13 protein-coding genes are annotated in these 16,500 nt (G+C 57.3%); 9 read left to right on the forward strand and 4 right to left on the reverse strand.

Features of this window, described 5'->3' with window-relative positions; genetic code table 11:
- The first annotated feature begins 19 nt into the window (after positions 1-19).
- The 4 genes from H9C73_RS12170 (at position 20) to H9C73_RS12185 (ending at position 5,884) form a co-directional block, all read left to right on the forward strand.
- On the forward strand, positions 20-1,408 hold the full coding sequence (locus tag H9C73_RS12170) for a PhoH family protein (RefSeq protein WP_209288099.1): 1,389 nt from the start codon (positions 20-22) through the stop codon (positions 1,406-1,408).
- A 334-nt stretch (positions 1,409-1,742) separates the two neighbouring features.
- Entirely contained in the window at positions 1,743-3,254 is a 1,512-nt protein-coding gene (gene mqo, locus H9C73_RS12175) for a malate dehydrogenase (quinone) (RefSeq protein ID WP_268927239.1), read from the forward strand.
- A gap of 108 nt (positions 3,255-3,362) precedes the next feature.
- Positions 3,363-3,644 (forward strand): membrane protein insertion efficiency factor YidD, encoded by a 282-nt coding sequence (yidD, locus tag H9C73_RS12180; protein WP_209288101.1) that lies wholly within the window; start codon positions 3,363-3,365, stop codon positions 3,642-3,644.
- 38 nt (positions 3,645-3,682) lie between these two features.
- The gene (locus H9C73_RS12185) at positions 3,683-5,884 is read left to right on the forward strand and encodes a hypothetical protein (protein ID WP_209288102.1); all 2,202 of its coding nucleotides are present in this window, start codon (positions 3,683-3,685) and stop codon (positions 5,882-5,884) included.
- 4 nt (positions 5,885-5,888) lie between these two features.
- Here the strand turns inward: H9C73_RS12185 and H9C73_RS12190 are convergent, their stop codons facing one another.
- Entirely contained in the window at positions 5,889-6,698 is an 810-nt protein-coding gene (locus H9C73_RS12190) for a mechanosensitive ion channel family protein (RefSeq protein WP_209288103.1), read from the reverse strand.
- A 129-nt stretch (positions 6,699-6,827) separates the two neighbouring features.
- On the opposite strand from H9C73_RS12190, the gene H9C73_RS12195 reads away from it, so the two are divergent.
- Together H9C73_RS12195 and H9C73_RS12200 are read left to right on the forward strand one after the other, a co-directional pair.
- Positions 6,828-7,400 (forward strand): TIGR04211 family SH3 domain-containing protein, encoded by a 573-nt coding sequence (locus H9C73_RS12195; protein WP_209288104.1) that lies wholly within the window; start codon positions 6,828-6,830, stop codon positions 7,398-7,400.
- Between the two features lie 94 nt (positions 7,401-7,494).
- A complete protein-coding gene (locus H9C73_RS12200) occupies positions 7,495-7,644 on the forward strand; it encodes a hypothetical protein (RefSeq protein WP_209288105.1) in 150 nt (49 codons plus the stop codon).
- 31 nt (positions 7,645-7,675) lie between these two features.
- Here H9C73_RS12200 and H9C73_RS12205 read toward each other — a convergent pair whose 3' ends face one another.
- Positions 7,676-7,879 (reverse strand): hypothetical protein, encoded by a 204-nt coding sequence (locus tag H9C73_RS12205; protein WP_209288106.1) that lies wholly within the window; start codon positions 7,877-7,879, stop codon positions 7,676-7,678.
- A gap of 36 nt (positions 7,880-7,915) precedes the next feature.
- Positions 7,916-10,414 (reverse strand): EAL domain-containing protein, encoded by a 2,499-nt coding sequence (locus H9C73_RS12210; RefSeq protein WP_209288107.1) that lies wholly within the window; start codon positions 10,412-10,414, stop codon positions 7,916-7,918.
- 134 nt (positions 10,415-10,548) lie between these two features.
- Here H9C73_RS12210 and ptsP point away from each other — a divergent pair, with 134 nt between their 5' ends.
- The 3 genes from ptsP to H9C73_RS12225 all read left to right on the forward strand — a co-directional run bounded on the left by ptsP (position 10,549) and on the right by H9C73_RS12225 (position 15,681).
- Entirely contained in the window at positions 10,549-12,813 is a 2,265-nt protein-coding gene (ptsP, locus tag H9C73_RS12215; RefSeq protein WP_209288108.1) for a phosphoenolpyruvate--protein phosphotransferase, read from the forward strand.
- Between the two features lie 356 nt (positions 12,814-13,169).
- Positions 13,170-15,134, forward strand: a complete 1,965-nt coding sequence (locus tag H9C73_RS12220) for a flavohemoglobin expression-modulating QEGLA motif protein (RefSeq protein ID WP_209288109.1) — start codon at positions 13,170-13,172, stop codon at positions 15,132-15,134.
- Positions 15,135-15,147: 13 nt separating this feature from the next.
- Positions 15,148-15,681, forward strand: coding sequence for a mechanosensitive ion channel domain-containing protein (locus H9C73_RS12225; protein WP_209288110.1), 534 nt, complete (start codon positions 15,148-15,150; stop codon positions 15,679-15,681).
- Here H9C73_RS12225 and H9C73_RS12230 read toward each other — a convergent pair.
- Positions 15,660-16,499, reverse strand: coding sequence for a class II glutamine amidotransferase (locus H9C73_RS12230; RefSeq protein WP_209288111.1), 840 nt, complete (start codon positions 16,497-16,499; stop codon positions 15,660-15,662). The two genes, H9C73_RS12225 and H9C73_RS12230, sit on opposite strands and share 22 nt — an antisense overlap.
- Position 16,500: the final 1 nt, after the last annotated feature.

Consider the following 16,500-nt stretch of genomic DNA (forward strand, 5'->3'; position numbering starts at 1 on the left):
CGTACAAGGAAGCCTTCCGATGTCTGCATCCAAACTCTACATCCTCGACACCAACGTTCTGCTTCACGATCCCAAATGCCTGTTCCAGTTCAAGGAGCAGGACATCACCATACCGATGACCGTGCTTGAGGAGATGGACTCCATCAAGGACCGCAAACAGAGTGTTGCCCAGGAAGCGCGTCATGCCATCCGGGTAATTGATGACATCCTCTCCACGGCTACCAATGCAGGCCAGATTACCAAGGGGGTGCGCATCCAGCTTGCGGGCAAGGACCGTGAACAGAAGCTCGGCAAGCTGTCCATCTTCCCGGATCATGAGCTGACCAATCGGCAGGGCTTCCTGCCGGACATGAGCAACAAGGATAACCGAATCATCAACTGCGCCCTGCATCTGCAGGCGACCTTCCCGCACCGCCAGATCATCCTCGTCACCAAGGATATCAACATGCGCCTCAAGGCCATGGGTGCGGGGCTACAGCGCGTTGAGGACTATCGTACCGACCAGCTGGTCAGTGATGTGGAGATGCTTCCGGCCGGCCACCACCACCTGGACAGCCCGTTTTGGGAGCGCGTCGAGAAGGTCGACAGCTTCCAGAAAGACGGCCGCACCTACCACAAGGTGGACCGCAGCCTGCTGCCCGACACCTACCCGAACGAGTACATTTTTGACGACAGCAAGGACTTTGCCGCCCGCACCGAGTCCGTGGACGAAACCAGTGTTACCCTGCTGGACTTGGGTTATGAGCGCCTGATGGATCAGGTGTGTTGGGGGATTCAGCCAATCAACCTGCAGCAGGCCTTCGCCATGCAGTCGCTGATGGACCCGGAAGTGGACCTCAGCATCCTGCTGGGCGCCGCCGGCTCCGGCAAAACCCTGATCGCGCTGGCCTGTGCACTGGAGATGGTGATTGAGGAGCAGCGCTTCAACAAGATTATCGTGACGCGCTCCACGCCCCCGGTCGCTGAAGATATCGGCTTCCTGCCCGGCACCGAAGAAGAAAAAATGACGCCCTGGATGAGTTCAATCAACGACAACCTGGAAGCGATGCACGAGCAGGACGAACGCCCCCAGAGCAGCGTCAAGTACGCTATCGAGAAGGCCAATATCCAGTTCAAGTCGCTGAACTTCATCCGCGGTCGCAGCATCCAGAATGCCATCGTGCTGATCGATGAGGCCCAGAACCTGACGCCTCAGCAGCTGAAAACCATTCTGACCCGCTGTGGCAAGGGCACCAAGATGGTCTGCCTGGGCAACCTGGCGCAGATCGACTCCAACTATCTGACCCCACTCACCTCGGGCCTGACCTATATCGTGGAGCGTTTCCGTAACTTTGAAGGCGCCGCCAGCGTGCACTTCGAAGGCATCTTCCGCTCACGCTTGGCCGAATACGCCGAAGAACACCTCTGATAATGATCAAAATGCGGCGGGCACTTTGCCCGCTGCAACTCTCTGTTTCCATTCTGACAGACCAAAGTCTAAAAATGACCCTCAGCGCCACAGTGGCGCGGGTTACAGCCTGATGACAGCCGACCGGACAGCAGACCGGAAAGCCCTCTGTGTTTTCTTCTGTCGACAGTTGAATATAATGCACCGCACCAAAGTACTAAGCGTAAATGATCAAGCAATCTGCTCAGCGCATCACCCAATCGGAGGATAGCCGGAGCAGTGAGACGCAAAAGTCCTCAGTGAACACACCTGACTGGACGCGCCAAAAGCCACCTTTTGCGGTCTCTCAATCCCATTGTTTACGACCAAATGGCGAACTCTTATGACCACTAAAACTGTAGATGTACTGCTCGTCGGCGCCGGCGCAATGAGTACCACCCTCGGGATGATACTCAAACAGCTGGACCCGGCCCTGAAGATTGGCATGGTCGAACGGCTCGACCATGTTGCCCATGAAAGTACTGATGGCTGGAACAATGCCGGTACCGGTCACGCTGCCTACTGCGAGCTGAACTACACTCCGCAGCAGCCTGACGGCAGTATCAATACGACCAAGGCGTTCGCAATCAACACAGCGTTTGAAGTCAGCCTGCAGTTCTGGTCCTACCTGGTGGAGCAAGGCAAACTGCCCTCCCCGAAAGAGTTCATCAACCCGACACCTCACTGCAGCTTCGTCTGGGGCGAAAAAAACGTCGAGTTCCTGCGCAAGCGCCATGCGGCACTGGTCCAGCACCACTGCTTCCGCGACATGGAGTACACCGAAGACCATGACACTCTGCGCGAGTGGATGCCGCTGATCATGAAGGATCGCCAGCCGGACGAAAAGCTTGCGGCGACCCGCGTGCGCTACGGCTCCGATGTCAACTTCGGCCAGCTGGCACGCAACATGGTGACACACCTGGAGCAGCAGGATAATTTTGAACTGATGCTCGGCCGTGTGGTTGAAGATCTGGACAAACAGCCTGACGGCAGCTGGAACGTCACCCTGAAAAGTACCCAGGGTGGCCAGAAGGAAGTGATCAACAGCCGCTTTGTGTTCCTCGGTGCCGGCGGTGGCGCTCTGCCGCTGCTGCAAAAATCGGGCATTCCGGAAGGCAAGGGGTACGGCGGCTTCCCCGTAAGCGGCATGTGGCTGGTCTGCAAGCGTCCTGAAATCATCGAACAGCACCTGGCCAAGGTATACGGTATGGCGCCCATCGGTGCGCCTCCCATGTCGGTTCCGCACCTGGATACCCGTGTGATTGATGGCAAGAAAGCCCTGCTGTTTGGTCCCTTTGCCGGTTTCACCACCAAGTTCCTCAAGCAGGGTTCCTTTATGGATCTGCCCTGCAGCATCCGCATGAGCAACCTGAAGCCGATGCTGTCCGTGGCCAAGAACAACATGGACCTGACCCGTTACCTGATCAGCGAAGTGATGCAGTCACACACCTCCCGCGTTGACTCACTGCGCAACTTCTTCCCCGAAGCCAAAGACGGTGACTGGGAACTGTCGTACGCCGGGCAGCGTGTCCAGATCATCAAGCCGGGTACCGATACTGCCGGCAAACTGGAGTTCGGAACCGAGGTCATTACCTCCGCAGACGGCAGTCTGGCTGCCCTGCTGGGTGCCTCGCCGGGCGCTTCCACCGCCGTCAGCGCCATGCTGAGCATTGTGGAGCGCTGCTATGCTGACCGTATGCAGGAAGCTGGCTGGCAGGACAAGATCCGCGAGCTGGTTCCCTCCTATGGTCAGAGCCTGACGGACGATGCCGAACTGCTGGAAAAAGTTCGCGCCCGTACACTGTCCGTGCTGGAGCTCGACAGCTAGAGCTGACCTGTAGCAGGGAGCCAAACGGCTCCCTGCTTTCATTGCACTGGAGACTGGCCCCCCGACAGTCGAACGTCTATGATCAGAGATCATGCTGACGAGGTGCCCATGTCACTGATCCAAACCCTGTTGTCCCATCTGCTGATCGGGCTCGTACGCCTGTATCAACTTCTGATCAGCCCCGTCATGGGCAGCAACTGCCGTTTTTACCCTACCTGCTCCAGCTACATGATCGAAGCCATCCGGGTACACGGCGCTCTCAAGGGACTTTGGCTGGGTACACGGCGCCTGCTGCGTTGCCACCCGTATTCAGATGGCGGGCTGGACCCGGTGCCAGAGCCGAAAGGTTGTGGCGCCAATTGCGGACACAAGCCTTCAAAGACCGACTAGACTGTACTTATGAGACTTTGCTGCCCTGAGGAGCCTGGATGTTTTCGCCACTAAGCGTAATTCTGGTCATTGTTGCCTATATCGGTATCCTCTTCGGGCTGGCGCAATGGGGTGAGCACCGGACGCGCAACGGCCGCCCGATCAACTCGGCGACCATTTACGCGCTGTCTCTCTGCGTTTACTTCACCAGCTGGACCTTCTATGGCAGTGTCGGCTTCGCTACCGAATCCGGTCTACTCTATCTGGGCATCTACGCCGGTTCACTCCTGTCACTGTTTTTCTGGAAGCTGACCCTGCGCCGCATGATCGCGGTCAAGGAGACGTTCCGTATCACCAGCGTGGCCGACTTCATATCGACACGTTATCGGCGCTCCCAACGTATTGCCGCACTGGTGACAATCACTGTTCTGCTGGGGCTGCTGCCGTATATCAGCCTGCAGCTTGAAGCGGTCGTCCGTTCCTTCCGTATCATCACCCATGAAAGCGCAAGCGGTATCCACTGGGGCTCATCCGCCCTGCTCATCACCTTCCTGATGACGGTCTTTACCATCATTTTTGGTGTGCGGCGGCTGGACCCGACCGAGCGCCATCAGGGGATGATGCTTGCACTGGTCGCCGACTGCCTGGTCAAGATCATCGCCATGCTGGTAATCGGGGTGTTCGTGACCTATCAGTTCTTTGATGGCCCCGCTGATGTCATCCTGCAAATCAGCGACCTCAACCTTGATCACCTGCTGAGCATGGGTGGCGAAGGCAGCGGCATTCACTGGATTACCCTGATCATCCTCAGCTTTGTCGGCGTTCAACTGTTGCCACGCCAGTTCCATGTCGGCGTGGTTGAAAACGTCTCTCCACGCCACCTGAGCCGGGCCCTTTGGGTGTTTCCGATATATACCCTGCTGGCCACCCTGTTTGTGATTCCGGTCGCTGCCGCCGGCCTGATTCTGGGCCTGCCACGGGCTTCCGCCGACTTTTATATGCTGATGGTGCCTCAGTTCCTGGACCAGCCGGTCATCACCCTGCTGACCTTTGTGGGCGGTTTCGCGGCAGCCAGCGGGATGGTCATCATTACCACCATGACCCTGGCCACCATGGTTTCAAACCACCTCCTGCTGCCCATATGCGAGCGTTTTACCAACCTGGCCTGGATGCGAACCTGGCTGCTGCAGATTCGCTGGATACTGGTGGCCATCATTCTGTTTGGCAGCCTGCTGCTCGCTCGACTGCTGACCGATACCAACATGCTGGTTGCCGTGGGCATGATTTCCTTTGTGGCCACCCTTCAGCTCGCACCTGCCGCCCTGGTCGGCCTGTTCTGGAACCGTGGCAACAGCATGGGTGCCATGCTCGGGCTGGCAGCGGGCTTTGGCGTCTGGGGCTGGACGCTGATCATCCCGGCTTGGGTGGATGAAGGCTGGCTGCCGGTACAGATTCTGACGCAGGGCCCCTTTGGCATCGAATGGCTGCGCCCGGGCGGCCTGTTCGGGGTTGAACTGCCGCATATTCCTCATGCCACCTTCTGGTCACTGGGCTTGAACACGGCGCTGTATGTGCTCGGATCACTGCTGTATAAGCCGCAAAAACAGGAACGCACCCTCACAACCGAGTTCCTCTATACCGCACGTACTTTGCGCACCCAGGAGAAAGCCCGCCCAACCGGGCTGAACGCCTACATTGAACTGGCCCCCAAGCTGGTCGAAGCGGAGCACCTGCTCAAACGCTACCTGGGCGAGGACAAGGCTCAGCATAATGTGAATCGTATCGCGGAAGACCTGCAGGTCTACGACAAGAGCCACATTTCCGTCGTGGAGCTGATGGAGTTCCACCGGATGCTTGAGCAGGTTCTGGCCGGCTCCATCGGTGCCGCCAGTGCGCATACCGCCATCGAAGAAAATATCCGCTACACCGACCGTGAGCGTTCGGACCTGACGGCCCTGTACAGTCATATCGTCAATGAACTTCAGGGCTCCTACCGCTTTCACCCTGACAAGGCGCAAGACCCCAACAGTCGCGGCTTTGAGATGCTGGATGACCTGCAGAACCAGCTGGAACATCTGCAGCTCAAGATCGATCAACAGCAGGGCGAAATCGAGCAACTGGAATCCAAGCTGGAATCCCAGTACCAGCAGGTGTTCGATTACAGGATAGAAGCGCAGAAGTTGCGGCAGGAAAATGAGGGGCTGCGCCAGCAGTTACTGAAAGAGGGGCCTGCCGACCCCTCTATCGTGACGCGAAGCTGATGAATCAGTCTGCCTTCTGCTCTGAATGCAGGTGTACATCCATCTGCGGGAAGGGAATGCTGATACCCTGGCGGTCGAATTCCATCTTCACCTTTTCCGTGGTATCCCAGAGCACGGGCCAGTAATCAGCTGTCTTGACCCAGGGGCGGACATTGAAGTTCACACTGCTGTCCGCCAGCGCCGCTACATTCACAACCGGTGCCGGGTCCTTCAGAACACGTTCATCCTGCTCCAGAATCTCCTGCAGGATACGCTTGGCCTTCTGAAGGTCATCGCCATAGCCGATGCCGAACACCATATCCACGCGGCGTGTATCCCGCTTGGAGTAGTTCACAATGCTGTCGTTGTAGATCTTGCCGTTGGGCAGAATGATCTCTCGGTTGTCACCGGTACGGAAGACCGAGTTGAAAATAGTAATATGTTCTACGATGCCGCTCACGCCACCCGCTTCTACAAAGTCACCTTCTCGGAACGGGCGAAACACAATCAGCATAACCCCTGCCGCAAAGTTCTTCAGCGAATCCTGCAGAGACAGGCCAATCGCCAAACCGGCCGCACCAATCAAGGCGATCAGAGAGGTCGTATCCACCCCAAGTTCACCCAGGGCTGCAACAACCACAAACAACAGCAGTAGCGCATGTGCTATTGACGTAACAAAATTGACCAGCATCTGGTCCATTTTCGTCTTGCGCAGTACGCGGGCCAGTATATTGATCAGCAGCTTCGCCGCCCAGCGACCAATAACGAAAATGGCAAGCGCCATACCGATATTAATCGCCCAAGGCAGAATATAGTCTTGAGAGAAGGATTCCATGATAACTCCCTTTGATCCTCGAAATGGAAGCGTTAAATTCGACTGTCGTTCATATGCAGGACAGCTCCTAAACGATAAAGTGTTTGTCGTGTAAAATCATTCTTTTGTTAGTTTGCTGCTGGACACACCATGAAAAAAATTTTGTTGCTTACAACGCTGCTGGGGCTTTCCGCACCGGCCTGGGCTGAACAAGGGCATATCGCCGATGATGTTTATGTGTTTTTCCACGGCGGTCCCAGTAACGAATACCGTATTACCGGTCGTATCAACAGTGGTGAACCCGTTGAAATTCTGGGGCAGAATGGCTCCACCGGTTATATTCAGATCAAAACCGAAAGCGGCCGCACCGGCTGGCTGCCTGAACAGTTTGTTGCGGAGGGTAAAAGCAAACTGTTCAAGCTGCCAGAGCTGGAGCAGGCACTGGCTGACAGCCGCACGACCATTGCCGAGCAGGCTGAAACCATTGAGCAGCTGAATACTCAACTCGCCCGCCTCAAGGAAGCCAGTAGCGGCTATACGGGACAAATCCGTGACCTGCAGATTGAAATTCGTGATCTGCAGTCCACAATTAACAATATGGACCAGAGTAACCTGATGCGCTGGCTGACCTATGGCGGGCTGATCGCCTTTGGCGGGGTCGTGCTGGGCCTGATCGTGCCCTACCTTCCGCGCAGGCGGAAGCGCCGTGATGACTGGTTCTGATATTCGCTGAACCTTTTGCCGTCAAACCGCGTATAGAAGGGAACACTGAAAGACAGTGGCTGTCGAATGTTGAGCTGAACAGGAGAACCACGACATGCTGATGACCATCACCGTGATGACAGCGTTAATCGCACTGGGAGTAGCCATGGCTGCTGCCGTGAAGCATTCCGCTCGCCCGCAGCCACTGCGTGTTCGGGTCGAGGACGAGTCCAGAGGCGCACAGCGCCGGCAGCGCATTCGCTAACGCAAACGGGCCACCCTGAGGTGGCCCGTTTTCAATCCGGCACTGGCAAGTCTGGTTTGACAGGGTCCAGTTCATCAAACCCTTCCTCAGGGGTCCAGTAACGACGCCCCTGCTCTACGCGCACCACACCCTTGAATCGGTTTTGCAGATAGACGACTGCATCTTCCAGCGTGTCGATATCGCACAGAATCACGCCGCCTCTGTCATTGTCGGTGGCAAAGATGTAACTTTTCACGGTGTATCCTGCTCCTCTTTCAAAGCCGAAGCGATATCAGCAACCATCGCGCTCAATCCACTCTCGCATGAGTTCACCCGACATCGGGCGGGCAATATAATACCCCTGTGCCTGGTCACATCCCAGCTCCTTGAGGATTTCCAGATCTTCCGACTGCTCAATCCCTTCCGCGACTACTGCCAGGCCCATGGCGTGGCTCATGTCGATCATCGCCTTGACAAGGTTGCGATCCGTTTCGGAGTGCGGGATGGGCTGAATAAAACTTCGGTCGATCTTGAGCAGATCCAGCGACATTTCGCGGATATAGCTCAGGCTGGAGTACCCCGTACCGAAGTCATCGATGGCGACTCTGACCCCTTTCTCACGCAGCCGCACCAGCTCACGCTCGGTTGCACTGGCACTGTGCATGAAACTGGTTTCGGTCAGCTCCACCACCAACTGTTCCGGTGCCACCGCATGATGCTCCAGTGCAGCCAGCACCTGATCGGCAACTTCCGAACGTTGAAATTGCCGTGCCGATACATTCACCGACATTTTGAGCGTGTGACCCATCCGGTTCCAGCGGGCAAGCTCACTCACGGCTTCATCCAGCACCCAGGCACCGATCTCATCAATCATGCCGGTATCTTCGGCCACCGGTATAAACCGGTCAGGCGTGACTTTACCGAGCGTACTGCTGTCCCAGCGCAGCAAGGCCTCCGCCCCGACCAGCTGGCCATCTTTCAAACTGACCTGCGGCTGATAGACCAGGCTGAACTCCTCCTGCTCGATCGCCTGATGCAGCACGGAGGCAATCCTGTAGCGGCTCTGACGGTCATCCAGATGCCGCGGCTGATAGAAGGCGATGCTGTTGCGCCCCATCTCCTTGGCAAAGTGCAATGCCGACTCAGCCGCCAGAATGAGGCCATCCGGTTGATTGGCATCATCGGGGTACAGCGCGATCCCAATACTGGTTCGAACCTTGACTTCCTGCTCTTCCAGCCAGAACGGCTGCGTCAGCGCCTTGCTCAAACGATTCAGATATTGGTTCACATCTTCATACTGACGGACCTCGGTCAGCAGTATGTAAAACTCATCGCCGGAGGGGCGTGCTGCCGTCCCCTGCTCTTCAAGGGTGGACTCGATGCGTTCGGCTACCATTCTCAGCAATTGATCACCGGCCTGATGGCCAAAGCGGTCGTTGAACTGCTTGAACAAGTCCAGATCCAGAGCCAGAAGCGCCCCGCAAGAAGCGTGTTCCGCACTGTAGTTGAGTGCAATCTGTAAACGATCATTGAACAGGCGACGGTTCGCAAGACCTGTTACCGAATCAAACCAGGAAAGACGCTTGACGCGCGCCTCAGACTTTTTGCTTTCGGTCAGATCATGGAAAATGGCGGCATATTGGCAGACATCACCCGCATCGTTCTCAATGGCCGTTATGCTCAGCCATTCAGGGTATACGCTTCCGTCCTTGCGGCGATTCCAGATCTCACCCTGCCAGTTGCCGTTCTCGGCCAGTGCCGCCCACAAGTGCTGATAAAAGACTTTGTCATGTCGCCCGGAACTCAGCATGCTCGGGTTTTGCCCTAGGGCTTCCCAGGCTTCATATCCGGTGATGGCCGTAAATGCCGGGTTCACACTCTGAATTCGCCCGTTGGCATCCGTAATGACAATGCCTTCGTGCGAGGCGTTAATAACGCGCTCGATCAGTTGCAGATTATGTTCGGATTGACGCAAGGCCCGGCTTTTGTCATCCAGCAGCTCGCGCAGGCGGTAGATGTAATCCAGCTCGACACTGCGCAGGATGTCTGAATAGGAGGCCAGACCGACAATACTGCCGTGACTGTCACGCACGCCAATATGCCTGAATCCGTTTTCCTTGAAATAGCGGCGCGCATTGAACAGGCTAACGGCACCATCAACCGCCATCAGCTCCGGCAGTCCCAGCTTATACAGCGGCGTATGCAGGGGCGTGCGGCCTGACAGGTGCCGAATGACATCGGTTTCCGTCATGATCTGCCAGCCTTCATCCTCACTGCCCACCAGAACAGCGGTGTACTGCATGCTGCGCATGCGCTCGATGGCATCTCGAAGACAGCAACTGCCCCTGAAGCGCAGGACATTGAAATTGGTGACCTCCTCCAGTGACCTGAGGAAAAGGTCATGCTCCAGACCGTGATGATTGACCACATCACTTTGACTGACGATGCCCAGGTGATGTCCGTTGATATCCATCACGATTGCGTGACTGATGTCCTGACTGATCAGCTCAAGACCAAGCTCATCGACGCTGAGTGACGCATCGACCTGCAGCACCCGGTCGAGCATCGCCCGGGTGACCACTTCCGCAGCCGGTTCTTTCAGGCTCTCTTCCATGGTCTTGCGGCGTGTCAGCAGCCCGCATACCTCACGTCCATGAGTGACAAGGACTGAACCGATGTGCCGCTCGGCCATCAAACTGATCGCACGGGACAACGGCTGGTGCAGCTCGACTGACACAATGTCCGACTGACAGATGGCAGAGACTTTGAGTGCCTGAGAATGTGATGGCATCTGATTCATGTACAAAGAGTAACACAAGCGTCCGAAGTGAGTGACACCCCTTCCCTTTCTTTGCAGCAGGATTGCCCTGAACTCAGGAGTGTGCAAGCATCAGATTGACTCGTACCCCCTGATGAGAATTATTCATGCAGCAACCCTCACTCAAGGCCCTGACCGCAATTGTCGATGAAATTGCCCGCTCCGGTAACCCCGAAGCCATGATGAGCCGAATCGTGCAACAGTTGCGCGCGCTCTTGAGTGTGGACGTGTGCAGCCTTTACCTCTGCACACCCGACCAGCAACACCTGATACTGGCAGCAACCGAAGGACTGGCGAGCGAAGCGGTTGGACATGCCCGCCTCCAACTGGACGAAGGGCTGGTGGGCCATATCGCGTCAAGTCTCAGCACCCTGAATCTTGGTGATGCCCCCACCGATGATCGATTTGTCTTCATCCCCGAAACCCATGAAATGCCCTACCACCGTTTCCTGGGTGTGCCGCTGTTGCACCTGCGCAAGCTGGTGGGCGTTCTGGTGATTCAGGGACGTGAGCGCGTTCCCTTCTCGCAGGAGACTGAGGCCTTCATGATCACGGTTGCCTCGCAGTTGGCGGGCACTCTTTCAAGCCTGCAAAGCCGTGGCGACTGGTATGAGCGCAAACACGCCAGCACCGGGTATCGCCGCTTGAAAGGTCAGAAAGGGGCGCCGGGCATCGGAATGGGCACGCTGTGGCCAGTCCGACCGCATGTATCGCTCGATCAGATTGTCGAAGGGACCTGCTCCGACCCGGCCAGTGAGTCCCAGGCGCTTGAGGATGCCATTCAGGCGGTGGCGGACGATCTGGAATCCAGCTCCAGTCATCTGGATCAGCACCTGCCTGCCGATGTGCATGCCCTGTTCAATGTATACCAGATGATGTTGCACAGCCCTGAGTTGCACACTGAATGCTGTGAACACATTAACCGGGGTGATTCCGCCGCCTGGTCTCTGCGGCAGACCGTTGACCGAATGGCCGAGCAGTTCCAGAGCTCTGAAGACCCCTATTTGAAGGCGCGCGGCGAGGATATCCGCAACATTGGCCAGCGTATTCTCAACCAGCTGCTGTCCCGGGACAGTATTTCCCGCACACCACCCGATACAGACCTGATTCTGGCTGGTGAACTGATCAGCATCGCGGATCTGGCCGAATTTCCGCTGCAGAACATTCACGGCATTGTATGCACCCGTGGCTCGACCCTTTCCCATACAGCCATAGTTGCCAATGCACTGGGGGTTCCGGCCGTGATGGGGCTTGAGAACTTCGAGCCCGAGCAGCACACCCACGCCCAGATGATTGTCGATGGCCACCGTGGCGAATGCGTACTGAACCCGCCGGCTCCCCTGCTGCACGAATATCGCCGCATGATCAATGAAGAGCAGCGGTTCATGCAGGACCTGGAGCGGCTGAGGGACGAGCCCGCCGTATCCCGTGACGGCTTCAGGGTCTGCCTGCTGACCAACACGGGCCTGTTGGCGGATGCAACACCCGGCTTGCAGCGCGGCGCTGAAGGGGTTGGCCTGTACCGGTCGGAGATCCCTTTCATGATTCATGACGGCTTTCCGACCGAGCAGGAACAGTACAGCCTGTATGCCAAGGTCCTGCAGGCGTACGCTCCTCACCCCGTCAGCATGCGCACCCTGGATATCGGCGGTGACAAGCAGCTGCCCTATTTCGATATCAGTGAAACCAACCCCTACCTGGGCTGGCGCGGTATTCGTTTTTCGCTGGATAACGCCCAGTTATTGATCACCCAGATCCGGGCCATGCTGAGAGCCAACGCCGAGTATGGCAACCTCAAGCTGCTGGTGCCCATGGTCAGTCGCATTGATGAAATCCAGGGCTTTCGCCGGCACGTCGAAAAGGCCCTGAGCACTCTGGAGCGGGAAGGTGTCCGCGTTGGCATGCCGCCGATCGGCATGATGATTGAAGTGCCGTCTGCCATGCTGCTGCTGCCCCGGTTGGCACCCTATATCGACTTCGTTTCCATTGGCTCCAACGACCTGACCCAGTATCTGTTGGCGGTCGACCGGAACAATCCGCGTGTTGCCAGCCTGTTCGATCACCTGCACCCTGCCGTGCTGGTTGCACTGGAGCAGATCCATGATCAGTGTGAGGCACTGGGGCTGCCCGCCTCACTGTGCGGCGAGATGGCCTCCGACCCGGCGGCTGTACTGCTGTTACTGGCGATGGGATATGACTGCCTGAGCCTCAGTGCCTACAACATCCCGCGCATCAAGCACCTGATCCGGTCTGTAAACCGAAGTGAGTTGAAGCCGCTGCTGGAAAGTACACGCCTGTGCCAAAGCGAAACGGATGTACGCGCACTGGTTCAGCCCCTGCTGGAAGCGGCCGCCAGACGCCAGGCAACATGAATTAACTGCACTATACTCCCCATTAATGATGAGAAATATGATGTTTCAGGGGAGTAATAAAGATTGTCAAATCAGTGCTCCTGGCGTCCAATGCAAATCCCTTGTCCCGAGGTGCCCGCTCGAGTGTAGGTGCATCCGGCTCCCCATACGCCGGAACCAGACCTGGCCCGACACAGACATCACTCTGATCAGGATGGAAGCGCTGAACGGCATTAACCACAAGGACGTTACTCTGAAGATCAAACAGCATAACCCCGTTCGCCTGCAGCGCCAGGCTGTCGATTCCGTTGCTACCATGCACGAGGCCCGTACGATGGTGGACCCACACAACTGTAACTTCCGGAAGGTGGTGCAAGATGCGCAAGCTGTCTGAAGCACGGCTGTTAAGCCTGATCGCTGATCGGCAACCGATCCACTGTCAGGTACGTGGCAGTGACCTGGAAGTACGCATCAGCGAGTACACCCCACTGGTCTGCACCAGTCTGCGTGCAGGCACGCACCTGCCTGACGAGCAGGTCGACAGGCTTGCCATTGACGAGCCGACGCGGCTTGAGCTTGAGCATCGGCAGGTTGACCGTCTGGCAGACCTGCTGCCCATAACACTGGTCGCACGCGAGTCCCGCCTCGGCTGCAGTCTGCATTCACAGCCTGCCAACTGTCTGCGACAACGTCTTGAAGGCGTAGCGCTCTGGCGACTGCCGCCGACCAAGGCGATGCGCAGCCGGGCACTGCGTTTACATCGGCAGTTCTATACGGTTCTGGATGCGCTGCTCAGTGTTCTGGAAGAAGGCTTCGGTCACTGTCTGCTGGTAGACCTGAACCGCTTTCAGGCCAAGCCCCCGCCGGTTTTCCAGTTGCTGAGCCATACCCCTGATCAGGGTGACATCATCGACCGCACCCGGGAAACGCTGGAGGGGGTTGAACTGCCGCACCTTGAAAGCCAGTGCGAGACCGGCAAGGCGCCCGACAGTGGTAATCAGCTGCACCGGCATATCAAACAGCATCACCGTGCCACACGCATGCTGACGCTCAACGTGGCACCTGTTTTCACCGACCCCAACCAGGCACTCTACCCGATCATGACAGACGCTCTCTGCCACGGTCTGCATGACAGCTTGTATGAAGGGGCGGCGGCCCTGGCCACGGATGCAGGTCCACGACCGGTATCCGGCCTTGACCTGATGCCGCGCCAGCTGCCTCAGGAGGTGTTAAAGGTTGATCATGCACTGAAGAAGCTCGCACGCGGGCTGGAAACCCTGCTGTATATCAACCCGACCAACCTGGCACGGGAAGAGCGCCGCTTCATGCGCAAGCCGGGACAGTACCAGCCTCAGTTTCATTACCGTCAGCTCAAGATCGACCCTTACCTGCACCGTGAGCGGCTCTACCGGCTGTCCGTGGATGAAATCAGAGATCCCTCGCTGCGCCAGCTCTATCGGGATGTGATCGATACGCTCGCGGAACGTATCGACCTGCTGGTCAGCATCGGTACCGATCGATTCCTCTACAACTCACTGCGCTACTACGGTGAGCCCACGGCAGAAGACCTCGCCAACGCCCGCTTTCTGCTGCATGCGGCTGAACGCTCATCGGAACAGGGCGTCGAAATGTTCAACGCTCAGGAAATGAAGCCTTTTTTTGAGAAGCTGGCACAGGACTGGGGCCTTGACTGCAAGGTTGAGCTGTCTGACCGCATTCTCGCCCAGGCCATGGTCAGCAGTGGCCGCAAGACCCTGATGGTCAAGCGGGACACCCGTGCGACCCAGTCGGAGATGCATGCATTGGCGCATCACGAACTGGGCGTGCACATGGTGACCTCTCTGAATGCCGCCGCTCAGCCACTCAAGGTTTTCAGCCTGGGGATGCCGGGCAATACGCATGCTCAGGAAGGGCTGGCGATCTTGAGTGAATACCTGTGCGGCCATCTGACGCTTAAACGCCTCAAGACGCTGGCACTGCGTGTCGTGGCCGTGGATCAGATGCTGCGCCATGGCGACTTCTGCCGCACCTGGCGCTTGCTGGTCGAGGATCACGGCTGCAGCCACACGGAAGCCTTCAAAATTACCGCGCGGGTTCACCGCGGAGGCGGGTTTACCAAGGACCACCTTTACCTGAGCGGTTTTCGTCAGGCACTGCGGTTATGGCGCGAAGGTGACATCAGCGCACTGTATATCGGCAAAACCGGGTTCAATTATTTATCGCTGCTGCAGGACCTGCTGGCACGCGGACTGATTGAACCGCCCCGTTTCCTGCCGGAAAGTTTCAAGAAGCCCATCACCAGCCATCCTGAGATGGCATATCTGGTTGAATGTATCCGCTAGGGAGTAACGCTGTATGTGGGAGACTCAGCTTGGATTAAGTCTGGTGGCCATCATGGCGCTGTTCGCCGCCCGCTGGTTGAGCCACAGAATACTGGACCGCATAGGGTTGCAGAAACAGGTCGCAACCCGTCGACTACTGGTTGTTAAACGTTTCTTCAGCATGCTTCAGGTCGTCGTCACGACCATGCTGATCTGTATCATCTGGGGCGTGGACTATGCCGAGTTGATGATCCTGTTTTCATCCGCATTTGCCGTTATCGGTGTTGCCCTGTTTGCCCAGTGGTCCATTCTGAGCAACATAACGGGCAGCATCATCATATTCTTCGCCTTCCCCTATCGTATTGGGGATCGCATCAAGGTGCTGGACAAGGATGATGATATAACGGGCGTTATCTCCGAGATCAGCCTGTTCCATATCCATATTCAGATGGATAACGGTGAGGCCATTCACTACCCCAACAACCTCATCCTGCAGAAAGCCGTGCGCAAGCTGAACAGCACGGCCGTGACAGCTCAGGAGGTACCTCAGTCACCCAGCAGTGACTGAGCTTCATGCCAGAGCGTCAAACGCGCACAGCGTTCAAGCAACTGCCCGCGCCGGAACATCAGCACCTCCCCTTCCGGCAGCGGGACCCAGTCACGCTGGTCGAGAGGAACACTGGCAATCAGCGTGGTGTTGACCGGGCCATGCGCCTCCAGCTCCAGGCCTTCAACCCCGGAGGCGTCTCCACAGGCATCCTCAAGCCAATAAAGGCCCGGTGCAGAGACCTCACCGTCCGCCTGCCGGCGCCGGTCGCTGTGCACAAACAACAGCTCGCCATCTGAATAGATGAAGTTGGCAGGCCCCAACTGTCTGAGGCGCGCCGCAAAGTCTGCGACCACGGCAAGGCGCACATCCGGGTCGGGACGACCGTCCTGCCACACGGCAGCGATGCGGGCCATCAACACGCAGAAGGCATGCTCCGAGTCTGTCTCCCCCACCGGGGTATACGCCCCTTTCGGAAAGCGTTTGGTGTTGAAGATAAACCGGTTCAGGTCTCCATTATGGGCAAACAGGTGGTTGGCACCTCCCGCCTCACGCTGAAACGGTTGAGTATTGCGCAAGGCCACCTCACCCTGGGTTGCGTGACGAATATGCCCCATAAACAGACTGGATGGCCGGTGGCGACCTGCCAGCCAATGGGCCATATCGCTCTGAGCACAGGCCGCCGCTTCACGAATAAGCTGACAGTCTCCCTGTTCATACCAGGCCAGGCCCCAGCCATGCCCATGCGGCCCCTCCTCGCCCCCGTGGCGGGCAAAACGCGCCAGTGAGATCGAGAGGTGCACGGGATCTGCGGTTGATATTGCCAACAGCTCACACATG

Origin of the sequence: Marinobacterium alkalitolerans, from assembly GCF_017776525.1 — a bacterium.
Classification (GTDB): Bacteria; Pseudomonadota; Gammaproteobacteria; order Pseudomonadales; family Balneatricaceae; genus Marinobacterium; species Marinobacterium alkalitolerans.